Genomic DNA, 12,578 nt, shown 5'->3' with positions numbered 1-12,578 from the left:
TCAGAAGCGCGTCGTAAGGTTGATCCACCCTTCAGGCAATACACCCACCAGTTTTGCCTCTAGCCACTTATCACCGCCGGTCATGATTGCGATTCCGAGCAACAGAACAAAAAGACCGAACCCTTTCTTCACTTTCTCCATGTGCGTCAGCACCCAGCCACGTACTTGCCCAAATCCGCTGCGCGAGGCATAGGCTGCAGCAACAAGTATCGAAGCTGCTCCGAGTCCGAACATGCCCAGTATCAGAGTACCGCGTGCAGCACCTCCTTCGGTCGCAACCATTGTGAGCGCACTCGCAAGCATAGGTCCCGAGCATGGGCTCCAGACCATTCCCAACAGACTGCCGGTTGCAAAGGCTCCCAATAGCGAGCCGCTGTCGACCCGGGTGGTGGCTGAGTAAGCACCACTTGCCAACGGTGACATCAGTCGGGTGAAGGCTGTGTTCAGCATGGGTATCAGCATCACCAAGCCAAATCCAATCAGCAGCCAGGCTCCCAAAATTCGAATGAGGTCGGTATCAATGCCGAGCGCCTCCCCCGCGACGCCAATCAGTAGGCCAAGCATCGCAAACATGGCCACCATGCCAGCGCCCATGGCAATTGGCGCCCACCGACTGGCCTGTAACGCACCGCCAAGAACGACCGGGAGCAGCGGGAAAACGCATGGATTGAGCGTGGTGAGGCTACCAGCCACCCATGCCAGACCAAGTTCGGTGGGACTCGGCATGCTACTGGCTGGATTCCTTGGTTTTGATCAGGCCGCTAATGAGCACGCGCAGATCCTCCCAGCCGAGGTAGGCGCGAACGGTAGACATTAGAAAGATGAGACTTGCTGCTGCCAGCATGCCCCATTCGGAATGCATCACGTGCGTTCCAATCCCCCCAATCATCATGAGTGCCAGTGCCGCGGCAGCAGCAGCCGAGAAGCGCTGGATGATGAGGCCCACTCCGCCAGCCACTTCAACGACCCCGATCAAATACATGAACCAAATCGGATAACCCCATCTCTCGAAGGCCACAAGCTCAAATTCCAAGCTCGCGAGCTTCGCAAGGCCAGAGGCCAGGAAGATCAGTGCCAGCAGTATCGACAGTACCTTGGTTTTCATACGCAACTCCTAAGTGGTGGCAACGACTTGCTTACAGCGCTTTGAGAAACGCAGCTTTGATGTCAGTCGCCTGAGACTGCCCTGCCAGACGGGTGACCTCCTGAGGGCCTTTGAAGACCACCATGACCGACTGCGAGCGAATATTCATACTCTTGCGAAGTTCCTTTTCCTTGTCGTAGTCGGCAATGAGCACTGTCATGGCCTTCAGCTGGGGGTCAGACTTCAGGGTTTCGAGTGATTTGGCCTGAGCAACGCAGGTGGAGCACCAGTCCGCATGGAAATGAACAACCACCGGCTTTCCTCCCTGCTGCATTGCGCCCAGCGCCGACGCGCTGTATGGCTTGAGTTCCAGGGCATGTACCCATGTGGTCATGGCGAGGAGGCCGGCCACAAGGCCCGCCTTGATACTGATCTTAAGATTATGCTGATTCATGTCGTTCTCCACGTAAGGGTTCAGAAAGGGCTGGCATTCAGCCACCAGCCATGAATTCGCTGTGGCTCACGTTTTGGTTACAGGGGGATCGACATTTTTTAATTTCGGCTAGCGTGTAACCAAATGGCACCTCCAAGCGAAATGACCCAAGAGAGAGCACCCCACAGCATCGAAATCCGTCTCAAGCCGCTCTGGCTTGCAGCGCAGTCTGGTGACGAACAGGCCTATGCGGAGTCTCTTCTCTTAATGGCGGGACAGCTCCGGGCATATTTTCGAAGGCGCATGCCCTTTTTGGCCAACGATGCAGAGGATCTGGTACAGGAGACATTACTTGCAGTGCACTTGCAGCGAGGAACCTACGATGCGAACTACCCGGTTACCGCTTGGCTTCTGGCCATTGCAAGGTACAAGCTCGTGGATCTGTGGCGCCGCCGCGGTCGCAGGGAAAATCTGCACGATGATGTGGACGATCTCGATGTATTGCCTATGGCGGGGGAGCAAGCTGACGTGCACGCCTCTCGCGATCTTTCCCTGCTCTTACAGGCGCTTCCAGTTTCCCAGCGGCAGGCCATTGAACTTACAAAACTTGAAGGATTATCGATTGCAGAGGCGTCAAACCGCACCGGTCTGTCGGAATCCTCGATCAAGGTTTTGGTGCACCGAGGGCTCAAGCGGCTCTCTGAATTGGTGAAGGAGTAATTACGATGGACACAAACCAGCTGATTTCGGTTTTATCCCGTGGGGCGGGCCCTGCGCCAGCGTCTTCCGTGCCCAGCCGACTCATCCCAGTCTCGGCGGCCGGGTTTCTGGCCAGTGTTTTGTTGTCGGCAAGTCTTATTGGTCTTTTGTCTGCTGAGAGCTTCACGCTGCTTATCACCTGGGTCAAGCTTGGCTATGCCTTCGCCCTGGCAATTGCTGCGGGACTTCTAACCGCTGCTCTCGCCAAACCGGTCTCAAGGCTTGATCGTCCAAGCAAGCTGCTTTTGGCCGTTGTAGTAGCAATGCTTCTTATTGGGCTTGTATCTTTTGCGCTTGTACCCGGCAACGAGAAAAGTGCGGCTGTGTTTGGTCAAACATGGAAATCATGCTCGTGGACACTCTTGGCGTTCTCCTTGCCAGCCCTGCTTGGCATACTCATCGCGCTCAGAACACTTGCACCTACCCGACTCGAGCAGGCTGGCTGGGCCAGCGGGTTCTTGGCCGGAGGGCTCGGTGCATTGGGTTACGCCTTGGCCTGCCCAGAATCTTCGCCCACCTTTGTCGCCATCTGGTACACGCTTGGGATATTCCTAACCGGGCTTATTGGGCGCCTGATTGCGCCAATGGCGTTGCGTTGGTAAACAACCGAGCCCCAGTTCCAGAGTACGCGGAACTGGGGATTAATTTACGATCGTTTTTGATTAAAAAATCCTTTTGAGGTCCCGCCACAGCGTTCCAACACGACCAGGTTCGTTGTCCAGAGGAAGGTCAGTCTTTGACCACGCCACGACCGACTCTGGATACATCTTCACCCCTTTCTGGCCTAAAACCTCTGAAAGAATGAACCAGTTGGTGGCTGCCCAATGTCCGGTGTTGCAGAAAGAAACCGTCTCCTGATCGGAGATAAGTCCGGCCCGCTTCGCTAGATCTTCAATCTCGCCTCTGGGCTTTAAGATTCCCGTCTTTGGTAAGAACCACTGGTCATGACCAACGTTCTGAGCGCCAGGCAGGGTACCGTACCGATTGGCAGCATCATGACGCACCTCACCCTTAAAAAAACTCGCAGGTCTTGCATCGAGGAGTTTGATTCTTGAATCTGTTGAGCTGATTCCTTGGGTTAACTCATCGATGGTCACAATCGCAGCCTCGTCGTACTTCAGACTAAGCGTGGTGGGCTTACCCGATGGCTTCTCTGTGCTCAGCGCCTGACCCGCAGCGGTCCAGCCCTTTAATCCACCATCAAGGATCGCAACGTTGCGAAGGCCTGCAACCTTGAGAGTCCAATAGACACGGGCCGCTGCTCCAAAGTCGGTTGCATCGGTGCCGCGATTTGTCACAACCAGCTTGGTGTCAGGTGTAACCCCGACAGCCCCCAAGAGCGCGGCTAGCTTCGCCTCAGCAACGGGCCGACCGGGATTTGATTTATCCCCCCGAAAGCTTGAGTAAGGGGTAGATACAGAACCTGGGATGTGTCCAGCATCAAAGTTGGGTGCATCAGGGGTTCCTTTGGGCTCTCGAATATCAAGGATGCGCACATTTCCTTGGGCAACCAAGCTCTGAAGGTCCTGGGGCGTGATGATTGGTCCAAACGCCGAAGCTTGGGTTGCTGAGACAAGGCCCAGTACAACGGCTACAGCTCGGAACAGCTGCTTAGCCCTCTTATAAAAAGTGATTGTCATGTTTCGCTCCATGTTGGTGAGCAGCAAAGAATGAAACAGAGGCCATCCCGTTACAAGCGAAAAAACCGAATAAGCTCATGACTATTTGTTTAGTCCTAATCAATGAGCACGCTCTAGCAAGCTGAGACAATCCGGGCTCATTTCCTATCCTCAATATCAATCATGGCCAAGACTCGCATCGAGGCGGTGACCTCTGTCACCCACTGGAACGACACTCTCTTTTCCTTCAAGACCACCCGCGACCAGAGTTTCCGTTTTCGCAACGGTCACTTTGTGATGATTGGCCTCGAGGTAGAAGACAAGCCGCTGTTGCGGGCCTACAGTGTGGTGAGCCCAAACTACGAGGAAGAACTAGAGTTTCTCTCCATCAAAGTGCCGAGTGGTCCGCTCACCTCTCGCCTTCAGCACATTCAGGTGGGGGACGACATCCATGTCGGCGAGAAGGCTACGGGTACGCTGGTCATCGATGACCTGCGCCCCGGTAAGCACCTCTATCTCTTCTCCACTGGCACTGGCCTGGCCCCTTTCATGAGCATCATCCGAGACCCAGACACCTACGAACGGTTCGAGAAGGTGGTGCTCATTCATGGCGTTCGGACTGTGAGCGAGTTAGCGTATGCCGACTACCTTCGCGAGGTGTTGCCTCGGCATGAGTTTTTGGGTGAGATGGTGAGTCAACAGCTCATCTACTACCCGACCGTCAGCCGAGAAGCCTTCACACACACAGGGCGACTCACCACTGCCATCGAGACCGGCAATCTCTTTGAGGACATCGGCCTCCCCCCGCTGGACCCGGCAGTCGATCGGGGCATGATCTGCGGAAGCCCCGCCATGCTCAGGGAGACGGCAGAAATGCTCGATGCCCGAGGCTTTCAAGTGTCGGCTGGTCTGGGCCAGCCGGGCGACTATGTGATTGAGCGGGCATTTGTCGAACGCTAGGAAAGGGACCTCATATTTCTTTCCCACATAAGCAAAGTGCGAAGAGTTATTTCTCAATGATGTAGAGCACCGTTAGGCTGGTGACCTTCCTAGAGGAGTGTCTTGTGTACCAGCCAACACCATTTGATACCGCCCGCCTTCGGGAGCGGGCCCTGCAGTTCAAGGGACAACTCGCTCGGCATCAGTCAGGGCATCTGAGCGATGACGAGTTTCGGCCGCTGAGGCTTCAAAATGGCCTCTATCTCCAGCGGCATGCGCCCATGCTGCGCATCGCCATCGCCTACGGCATGCTTCGCAGCCCCCAACTGAGGTGTCTCGCCAAGGTGGCCCGAGACTACGACAGGGGCTATGGTCACCTCACCACTCGGCAGAACCTCCAGCTCAACTGGATTGCGGTAGAGGATGTTCCCCAGGCTTTGGCAGACCTGGCGGAGGTCGGGCTCCATGGCATTCAATCGAGCGGGAACTGCCTGCGCAATATCACGAGCGATGCACTGGCTGGCATTGCTCCCGATGAGATTCTGGATCCGCGGCCCTATGCCGAGATGCTTCGCCAGTGGAGTAGCTTTCATCCAGAGCTCAGTTTTCTGCCGAGAAAATTCAAGGTCGCCTTTACCGGTACGGTAGAGGACAGGGCCCTGGTGCAGGTCCACGACCTTGCGTTCGAGGTGGTCGAGGCCCATCCAGAGGCAATATTCCGGGTGCGGGTGGGCGGCGGCCTGGGCCGGACTCCCATCTTGGGTCCGGTCATCCGGGAACGACTGGAGTGGCGTGATCTTCTCTCCTACACCCACGCGGTCATGAGGGTCTACAACGAGCTCGGCCGTCGAGACAATCTCACGAAGGCACGTATCAAGATTCTGGTTCGGTCTGTGGGTCTGGAGGCCTTCGAGCGTCTTGTCGAGGTAGAGTTCGGGGGCCTGAGAGGTGGACCCGATCGGCTGACAGCATCTGACCTTGCGCGAGTCGAGGCTTCCTTCATCGACCCTGACTGGTCGGCTGCAGAAAGGACACCCAAGGAGACGGTCAGCAGCGAGCCGATTGATCCTGACCGCTTCACTCGGTGGGTAACTCGCAATCGCCTGCCCCATCGAGTTGAGGGCATGGCAGCTATTCTTATCAGCATTAAGGGAGTCGGGCGCGCTCCGGGCGACCTCTTTAGCCATGAAATGGACCGGCTCGCCGACTTGGCAGATCAATTTAGCCAGGGTTTCCTCCGGGTGACGCATACTCAGGACCTCGTGCTTCCGGCCGTTCGGGAGCAAGACCTCTCTAGCCTTTTCAATGCCCTCGACGAACTCAAGCTAGCAATGCCCGTGGGTGGGCTGATCGGGGACATGGTCTGCTGCCCGGGTGGGGACTTCTGCTCCTTGGCCAATGCTCGGTCGATTCCCATCGCAGAGGAGATCGCCGCACGCTACCGCCAGATCGAGGAGCAGGAGGACCTTGGGCCGATTGACCTGCGCATCTCTGGCTGCATCAACAGCTGCGGTCACCATCACATCGGCCACTTGGGTATTCTGGGCGTTGATAAGGATGGAGCTGCCTTCTATCAACTGCTGTTGGGGGGGCACTCTGGCCATGGTGCACCAGCTGCCCTCGGAAAGATTGTAGGGAAGGCCTTTTCCGAGGACGAAATCGCCGATGCGATCGAGGCGGTTCTCGACCAGTACCTGGAGTCACGCGAGCCGGGTGAGTCGTTTCGAGAGGCGCTCATCCGGCTCGGTCATGAGCCCTTCGTCGAGGCCGCAAACACCGTGAGACGAAGGCCTGCCGAGGAGATCGTCGCATGAGCGCTCTTCCCTCACTGCCGCAGACCCAGGCAGAGACAGCAGCAGAGGCCCCAGGCTCTGCTTCTTTCGCCATCTGCCTTCAAACCGGAAATCCCCTCGGCATCAAGCCCGTCTCACTAACGCTTGATCCGAGTCGGGACCATCGAGAGCAGCTCGCACAGACCATGGGCGAGGGGGAAGTCAACATTCGATTCGACAAGCCAACAGACGGTCGCGGATTCACGCTTGCAGCCCGAATTCGAGAGCGCGGTCTTCCGATCCGTCTGCATGCGGTCGGAACCATTCATCCTGACCTCTTTTACTTTCTCAGGCGTTCGGGCTTTGATGTTGCGCACGTCGCCGGCCGAGATCCAGCCTCGGTGGAGGCCCTTGTTCGAGAGCAGGCAGCCCAACTTTTGAAGCCCTTCGGCGGGCATTACCAGACCGCAGCCGACGGACGACCGGGCCTCATTGGCAGCGCTCAACAGTCACAGGCCGTCGATTCACCGACCGGAGAGACATCATGAGGCCGACCACTGGTCGCAAGTCCTTGACGGATGCACCAGCGCTTGGGATGGTCCAGTTTGTGGGCGCAGGGCCAGGAGGTACTGATCAGGTCACGCGGGCGGCCTGGCGGGCGCTCGAGACCGCAGACGTCGTCTTGTTTGATGCTCTCCTCGACGAGACTGGATTTAGAGAGGCCTCACCGGAAGCGGAATGGATTTTTGTGGGCAAGCGCTCGGGCCGCCCATCGACCGAACAAGCCTTCATCGGGCGTCAACTGGTCAACCATGCTGCACGGGGCCGTCGGGTGGTTCGACTCAAGGGTGGCGACCCCTCGATCTTTGGTCGACTGACCGAGGAGGTCGAGGCTGTGCGCCGTGCGGGAATACCTTTTGAAATTCTGCCGGGTGTTACCGCCGCCAGCGCATCGGCTGCCACCTTGGGCATCAGCCTCTCGGCAAGAGGTCTCGCCCGCTCGATCGTCTTTCTCACGCCCGCAACTGGGCGTGGAACCGATCCCGGTCGCAACTGGGTTGCTGCGGCCTTGGCAGCCGATACCGCGGTCATCTACATGGGAGGGCACCATCGCCAGGCCATTGCTCGTCAGCTCTTGGCGGCCGGCCTGCCTCCAGAGCGTCCAGTGGCGCTTGTCGAGAATGCAGGCGGTACTGGTGAGAGAGAGCGGCTCACGCTCCAGGAGTTGGCAGTCGCGACCCCCAGGCCTCTCTCTGGACCTGTCTGCCTGATTCTGGGTGATGTGGTGGGTGAGATGGTCAGCCCCGCGTTGCAGGCCGACCTGGTGAGCGTTGGTGCATCGGAGGTCGATGCATCGAGGATGAACGCACCGGTATGGGTTGTGGCTGACACTTCTGGAGGACTTCATGCCTAAGCATCCCAATCCCGTCCGAGCACTCATTTTGTTGGCCCACGGCTCGAAGTCTGCCGACTGGAGACTGCCCTTCGATCAGCTCGAAACAGAGGCCCTGCAACGCTGGCCCTTTGGTCCAGCCAAGCTGGCCTTCTTCGAGCATGCATCCCCAAGTCTGGAGGAAGTCGTGGAGACACTCGCAGAGCAAGGGGTTGACCAGTTTCAGGTTGAGCCGCTGTTACTCGCAGCGGGATTTCATGTCCAGCAGGATCTTCCAGAACGCCTCGAGGCGCTGGGTCTGCGCCGGCCCACGATTCAGTTCACAGCGGCGCCAGTCCTTATGGAGGATCCAGAGATTCGGGGTGCGATTCTTGAGCGGGCTACTCGTAGTCAGCATCAAGGCACTGCCTGGCGTTCGCCGTCTGGAGAGCCGATTGCATGCCTTGAAAAGCTAAAGGTGCTCGAGGAAGGGCTCGTCGAGTTAGAGCAGGTCTTTCTGGATCTACTCGAGGATGCAGTTGTTCTTGGCTGCGCCCAGTCCTCTGCACGAGCCCTGCTTCTTCAGCGCCTGAGGGGGATTACCTCTGCTCTGCCGGATCGATTCATCGAGAAAAAACATGCCTGATTTCCCTGAGATTTTAGACTCACTCCGGGTCAGATTGGACCGATCTCTCGACATTCTCCGGGAGGCGGTCGCAGCCGGTCCGGCCCCAGCCTTCTCAACCAGTCTCGGGGCAGAGGACCAGGTACTGCTCGACCTCATTTCGAGGTCTGGCCTCACAGTTGAAGTCTTTACTCTGGACACAGGCCGACTTCATCCCGAGACCCATGCCTTGCTCGCCGAGACCGAGGTCCATTTTCAGCGTCGCATTCAGGTCTACTTCCCCAATCAGGTCGAGGTGGAGGACTACGTTCGAGTCAATGGCATCAATGGCTTCTTCGAGAGTCGGTCCCAGCGCTTGAGCTGCTGCGACATTCGAAAGTTAGAACCCCTGCGTCGGGCGCTCCAAGGCAGGACGGCCTGGATCACCGGCCTTCGTCGAGGACAGTCCGTTGGCCGCTCAGAGGTCGTTGAGCTTGAGATGGATTCAACCTGGGGACTTGTGAAGGCCAACCCCCTTGCAGCATGGACCGAAGACGATGTCTGGGCCTATCTGCGAGCCTACGGCATCCCGACCAATCCGCTGCACGGGCGGGGCTATCCGAGCATCGGCTGTGCGCCCTGCACACGGGCCATCGGGCCGGGTGAGGACATTCGAGCGGGTCGCTGGTGGTGGGAAAACGATGAGAAGAAGGAGTGCGGTTTACATGTCAGACAGAGTTAGTCAAAGCGGCCTACAGGCAGCCCACCTAGATGCCCTGGAGAGCGAGGCCATCTACATCATGCGAGAGGTCGCTGCCTGCTCGGCCCGACCGGCGCTGCTTTTTTCTGGTGGGAAAGACAGTCTTGTCATGCTTCGGATCGCAGAAAAGGCCTTCCGTCCGACAGGCTTTCCCTTCCCGCTCCTGCACATTGATACGGGCCACAATTTTCCGGAGGTCATTGAATGCCGAGATCGTCGAACCGAGGAACTCGGTGAGCGGCTGATTGTTCGATCTGTTGAGGAGTCAATAGGTCGGGGCACGGTGCGGCTGAGAGGCGAGCACGACTCTCGGAACGCCGCCCAATCGATCACACTGCTCGAGGCCATAGAAGAATTTCAGTTCGATGCACTGCTGGGGGGCGCCCGCCGAGATGAGGAAAAAGCTCGGGCCAAGGAGCGGATTTTTTCGTTTCGAGATGAGTTTGGTCAGTGGAATCCGAAGAGTCAGCGACCAGAACTCTGGAGCCTCTACAACGCACGTGTGGCCAAGGGCGAACACATGCGAGTCTTCCCGATTTCAAACTGGACAGAGTTCGACATCTGGCAATACATAGAGCGTGAGCAGCTGGCACTGCCCAGGATCTATTTCGCCCACATTCGTTCGGTCGTTCGTCGGGGCAGTCTGCTGCAGCCTGTCACCCACCTGACGCCACCCCGAGAGGGCGACCATGTCGAGAGCCTGTCGGTCCGCTTTAGAACCGTTGGGGACATCACCTGCACATGCCCGGTCGAGAGCGTGGCGAATAGTCCGGTCGAGATTCTTGCAGAGACGGCGTCTGCAGAGTTGAGTGAGCGAGGGGCCACGAGGCTGGACGATCAGACCAACGAGGCCTCTATGGAAAGGCGCAAGAAAGAGGGCTATTTCTGATGAAGCCAATGTTTCAGCCACCCATGGGGACCGATGCCGGTCCCCAGTCCACCGGACTGATCCGGTTTATCACGGCGGGGAGTGTCGATGATGGGAAAAGTACGCTCATCGGGCGCCTGCTCTTCGACTCCCGGGCCATTCTCTCTGACCAACTTCTCGCCCTCTCGTCTGCGAGAAACAAGCGAGTCAGCGAGGGCGAGATTGACCTTTCCTTCCTGACCGATGGCCTCGAGTCTGAGCGGGAGCAGGGTATCACCATCGATGTCGCCTACCGTTACTTTTCAACGGCCCGAAAAAAATTCATCATCGCCGACTGCCCCGGCCATGAGCAGTACACCCGGAACATGGTGACGGGCGCCTCGACCGCTGATGCAGTCATCATCCTCATTGATGCCTCCCAGGTCGAGGGCGACTCCCTCCTGCTGCAGACCCGTCGGCATACTGCACTGGCTAATCTGCTGGGGATTCGCCATCTCGTTGTCGCGGTCAATAAGATGGACCTCGTTGATTTCGATCAGCAGACCTTCGACCGAATTGTTCGGGCGCATCGGGACCTGCTCAGTCGGCTCGAGCCTCAGGCGACACATTACATCCCGATCTCTGCCTTGAAGGGGGATAACGTGGTGACGCCCTCAGACCAGATGGCCTGGTATCGGGGGCCGACCCTTCTGTCCTTACTCGAGTCTCTCGAGCAGGTTGTGCATCCTGGGTCGCCCCTCAGACTGCCCATTCAGCTTGTTCTCCGATGGGATGGCCACACCCGGTCAGACCAACGGGCCTATGCGGGTCGGCTGGAGTCTGGTCGGCTTGAGGTCGGCGAGACGGTCTCGCTCTTTCCCTCTGGACAGTCGGCTCAGGTCAGCCAGATCGTGGTCGCTGGCGAGGTCCGACAGCAGGCTTTTGCAGGCCAATCGGTCTTGGTCTCACTCGATCGAGACCTAGATCTCGCGCGGGGAGATGTTCTCGTCCCGAGTGACCAAGCACCTTCCCCAAGGCGTCAACTAGAGGCAGACCTTGCTTGGCTAGATGTTCACCCGCTCTCTGCTGACCGGCGTTATCTGCTGAGGCAGGCCACACGGGAGACGCTGGCACGGTTAGAGGTCATAGACCGTCTCGACTTAGAGGCCCTTGGCCGAGTCGATGCGCAGGTGCTCTCGGTGAACGAGATCGGTCGGGTATCGGTCCGACTCGCCTCTCCCGTCTTGCCCGATGAGTATCGCCTACAGCCCAGCACGGGGGCCTTCATTTTGATTGATGAGGCCTCTAATCAGACGGTCGCCGCGGGGATGATTCGCGAGTGAAAATTCGCGATCCTGACCTCTCCGTGACTCAGCTCAACCGAGCGCATCAGGCTGCGGGCCTGCCGCCGCTCGATCGTTTCGTGCGGGAAGAGCAGACCCATCCCCGGCTGGTCTGGGCAGTCTGGTTCACGGGCCTCATGCTGCTGGGCATCACGCTGTATCTGGCCATCCGCTTCATGATTGCCAATGGCGATGAGTCTGGCACGGTACTCACCGAGAGCCTCCAGAGCGAGACCTTTTGGGTAGCGGTTGCAGTCGGATTTGCGGCGCAGCTAATTGATGGTGCGCTCGGAATGGCCTACGGCCTCTCGGCAACCAGTTTTCTCTTGAGCACCGGTGCGAGTCCAGCCGTGGCCAGTGCCAGTGTGCACATTGCTGAGGTCTTTACGACCGGGCTGTCTGGCATTTCTCATATCCGATTTGGGAATGTGCGATGGATCCTCTTCGTGCGACTGCTCTTGCCTGGTACGCTGGGTTCGCTACTGGGGGTGCTGGTCGTCACCCAGCTTGACTCAGAATGGCTGAGGCAGGTAATCGTGGTCTATCTAATGATCATGGGCATCTACATTTTCTGCCGGGCGATCTGGGGTCAGCTCGTCATTCAGCAGGCGATGCGACATGTTGGGAAGCTTGCCTTTGTCGGCGGCTTTGTCGACTCCTCCGGCGGGGGGGGCTGGGGTCCCGTGGTCACTACTAGTCTCATAGGCGCTGGACACGACCCTCGGACAACCATCGGATCGGTGAACTTGGCAGAGTTTTTCCTCACCCTGGTCACAGCAGCAAGTTTCTCGCTGGTGATTACGAGCAGCCCTTGGCTTACTATCGCCGGTCTGGTGGCCGGGGGTCTTCTTGCTGCGCCCCTGGCCGCAATAGTCTGCCGATTTGTCCGGCCTCGGGTCTTGATGGCTGGGGTTGGTGGACTGATCGTCGCGCTGAGTCTGTGGAACCTGATCTTTTGAACCTCGCCCTGTTTGCGGAGTTTAAACAAGGTACCTGTCATAGATCTACGAAAACCAACCCTTGAGTGGCTTAAAAAGTATCATGCA

General features: G+C 57.9%; 15 protein-coding genes. 11 read left to right on the top strand and 4 right to left on the bottom strand.

The genetic code is table 11. From position 1 onward, the window contains the following. The 3 genes from AC8GDA_RS02935 to AC8GDA_RS02925 are packed head-to-tail and all read right to left on the bottom strand — an operon-like array spanning nt 1 to nt 1,538. Nucleotides 1–726: a cytochrome c biogenesis CcdA family protein gene (locus AC8GDA_RS02935; protein ID WP_506556813.1), complete on the bottom strand. Its 726-nt coding sequence runs from the start codon at nt 724–726 to the stop codon at nt 1–3. A gap of 1 nt (nt 727) precedes the next feature. Then, complete coding sequence (locus tag AC8GDA_RS02930) at nt 728–1,105, bottom strand: DoxX family protein (RefSeq protein WP_506556812.1); 378 nt, start codon at nt 1,103–1,105, stop codon at nt 728–730. Nucleotides 1,106–1,136: 31 nt separating this feature from the next. Next, nucleotides 1,137–1,538 carry a thioredoxin family protein gene (locus AC8GDA_RS02925; RefSeq protein ID WP_506556811.1) on the bottom strand — a complete coding sequence of 134 codons (402 nt, stop codon included), beginning with the start codon at nt 1,536–1,538 and terminating at the stop codon, nt 1,137–1,139. Between the two features lie 123 nt (nt 1,539–1,661). On the opposite strand from AC8GDA_RS02925, the gene AC8GDA_RS02920 reads away from it, so the two are divergent. Both AC8GDA_RS02920 and AC8GDA_RS02915 read left to right on the top strand, forming a co-directional pair. Continuing rightward, nucleotides 1,662–2,237, top strand: a complete 576-nt coding sequence (locus AC8GDA_RS02920) for a sigma-70 family RNA polymerase sigma factor (RefSeq protein WP_506556810.1) — start codon at nt 1,662–1,664, stop codon at nt 2,235–2,237. A 5-nt stretch (nt 2,238–2,242) separates the two neighbouring features. Then, a complete protein-coding gene (locus tag AC8GDA_RS02915; RefSeq protein WP_506556809.1) occupies nt 2,243–2,878 on the top strand; it encodes a DUF1109 domain-containing protein in 636 nt (211 codons plus the stop codon). A 60-nt stretch (nt 2,879–2,938) separates the two neighbouring features. Here AC8GDA_RS02915 and AC8GDA_RS02910 read toward each other — a convergent pair whose 3' ends face one another. Next, nucleotides 2,939–3,916, bottom strand: coding sequence for a sulfurtransferase (locus tag AC8GDA_RS02910; protein WP_506556808.1), 978 nt, complete (start codon nt 3,914–3,916; stop codon nt 2,939–2,941). Between the two features lie 162 nt (nt 3,917–4,078). Here AC8GDA_RS02910 and AC8GDA_RS02905 point away from each other — a divergent pair, with 162 nt between their 5' ends. The 9 genes from AC8GDA_RS02905 to AC8GDA_RS02865 all read left to right on the top strand — a co-directional run bounded on the left by AC8GDA_RS02905 (nt 4,079) and on the right by AC8GDA_RS02865 (nt 12,491). Next, nucleotides 4,079–4,855 carry a ferredoxin--NADP reductase gene (locus tag AC8GDA_RS02905; protein WP_506556807.1) on the top strand — a complete coding sequence of 259 codons (777 nt, stop codon included), beginning with the start codon at nt 4,079–4,081 and terminating at the stop codon, nt 4,853–4,855. A gap of 104 nt (nt 4,856–4,959) precedes the next feature. Then, complete coding sequence (locus AC8GDA_RS02900) at nt 4,960–6,648, top strand: nitrite/sulfite reductase (protein WP_506556806.1); 1,689 nt, start codon at nt 4,960–4,962, stop codon at nt 6,646–6,648. Beyond that, nucleotides 6,645–7,154, top strand: a complete 510-nt coding sequence (locus AC8GDA_RS02895) for a DUF934 domain-containing protein (RefSeq protein WP_506556805.1) — start codon at nt 6,645–6,647, stop codon at nt 7,152–7,154. Before AC8GDA_RS02900 ends, AC8GDA_RS02895 begins: the two co-directional genes overlap by 4 nt. After that, entirely contained in the window at nt 7,151–8,020 is an 870-nt protein-coding gene (cobA, locus tag AC8GDA_RS02890; protein WP_506556804.1) for a uroporphyrinogen-III C-methyltransferase, read from the top strand. The genes AC8GDA_RS02895 and cobA overlap by 4 nt, the downstream gene beginning before the upstream one ends. Then, nucleotides 8,013–8,624, top strand: a complete 612-nt coding sequence (locus tag AC8GDA_RS02885; RefSeq protein ID WP_506556803.1) for a sirohydrochlorin chelatase — start codon at nt 8,013–8,015, stop codon at nt 8,622–8,624. The genes cobA and AC8GDA_RS02885 overlap by 8 nt, the downstream gene beginning before the upstream one ends. Beyond that, a complete protein-coding gene (locus AC8GDA_RS02880; RefSeq protein ID WP_506556802.1) occupies nt 8,617–9,324 on the top strand; it encodes a phosphoadenylyl-sulfate reductase in 708 nt (235 codons plus the stop codon). The genes AC8GDA_RS02885 and AC8GDA_RS02880 overlap by 8 nt, the downstream gene beginning before the upstream one ends. Beyond that, nucleotides 9,308–10,231, top strand: a complete 924-nt coding sequence (cysD, locus tag AC8GDA_RS02875; protein WP_506556801.1) for a sulfate adenylyltransferase subunit CysD — start codon at nt 9,308–9,310, stop codon at nt 10,229–10,231. The genes AC8GDA_RS02880 and cysD overlap by 17 nt, the downstream gene beginning before the upstream one ends. Next, a complete protein-coding gene (locus tag AC8GDA_RS02870; protein ID WP_506556800.1) occupies nt 10,231–11,532 on the top strand; it encodes a sulfate adenylyltransferase subunit 1 in 1,302 nt (433 codons plus the stop codon). The genes cysD and AC8GDA_RS02870 overlap by 1 nt, the downstream gene beginning before the upstream one ends. Continuing rightward, nucleotides 11,529–12,491: a sulfite exporter TauE/SafE family protein gene (locus tag AC8GDA_RS02865; protein ID WP_506556799.1), complete on the top strand. Its 963-nt coding sequence runs from the start codon at nt 11,529–11,531 to the stop codon at nt 12,489–12,491. Before AC8GDA_RS02870 ends, AC8GDA_RS02865 begins: the two co-directional genes overlap by 4 nt. Nucleotides 12,492–12,578 lie beyond the last annotated feature (87 nt).

Origin of the sequence: Hahnella aquatica (SeqCode) (assembly GCF_965194505.1) — a bacterium.
Classification (GTDB): Bacteria; Pseudomonadota; Gammaproteobacteria; order Burkholderiales; family Burkholderiaceae_A; genus Hahnella; species Hahnella aquatica.
The sequence above is the reverse complement of the archived record's forward strand: the minus strand, read 5'-3'. Positions and strand labels throughout refer to the sequence as shown.

Bases quoted from the DNA above. Each gene is read 5' to 3' on its own strand.
- AC8GDA_RS02935 (WP_506556813.1), bottom strand. From the start codon at position 726: ATGCCGAGTCCCACCGAACTTGGTCTGGCATGGGTGGCTGGTAGCCTC.
- AC8GDA_RS02930 (WP_506556812.1), bottom strand. From the start codon at position 1,105: ATGAAAACCAAGGTACTGTCGATACTGCTGGCACTGATCTTCCTGGCC.
- AC8GDA_RS02925 (WP_506556811.1), bottom strand. From the start codon at position 1,538: ATGAATCAGCATAATCTTAAGATCAGTATCAAGGCGGGCCTTGTGGCC.
- AC8GDA_RS02920 (WP_506556810.1), top strand. From the start codon at position 1,662: ATGGCACCTCCAAGCGAAATGACCCAAGAGAGAGCACCCCACAGCATC.
- AC8GDA_RS02915 (WP_506556809.1), top strand. From the start codon at position 2,243: ATGGACACAAACCAGCTGATTTCGGTTTTATCCCGTGGGGCGGGCCCT.
- AC8GDA_RS02910 (WP_506556808.1), bottom strand. From the start codon at position 3,916: ATGACAATCACTTTTTATAAGAGGGCTAAGCAGCTGTTCCGAGCTGTA.
- AC8GDA_RS02905 (WP_506556807.1), top strand. From the start codon at position 4,079: ATGGCCAAGACTCGCATCGAGGCGGTGACCTCTGTCACCCACTGGAAC.
- AC8GDA_RS02895 (WP_506556805.1), top strand. From the start codon at position 6,645: ATGAGCGCTCTTCCCTCACTGCCGCAGACCCAGGCAGAGACAGCAGCA.
- cobA (WP_506556804.1), top strand. From the start codon at position 7,151: ATGAGGCCGACCACTGGTCGCAAGTCCTTGACGGATGCACCAGCGCTT.
- AC8GDA_RS02885 (WP_506556803.1), top strand. From the start codon at position 8,013: ATGCCTAAGCATCCCAATCCCGTCCGAGCACTCATTTTGTTGGCCCAC.
- AC8GDA_RS02880 (WP_506556802.1), top strand. From the start codon at position 8,617: ATGCCTGATTTCCCTGAGATTTTAGACTCACTCCGGGTCAGATTGGAC.
- cysD (WP_506556801.1), top strand. From the start codon at position 9,308: ATGTCAGACAGAGTTAGTCAAAGCGGCCTACAGGCAGCCCACCTAGAT.
- AC8GDA_RS02870 (WP_506556800.1), top strand. From the start codon at position 10,231: ATGAAGCCAATGTTTCAGCCACCCATGGGGACCGATGCCGGTCCCCAG.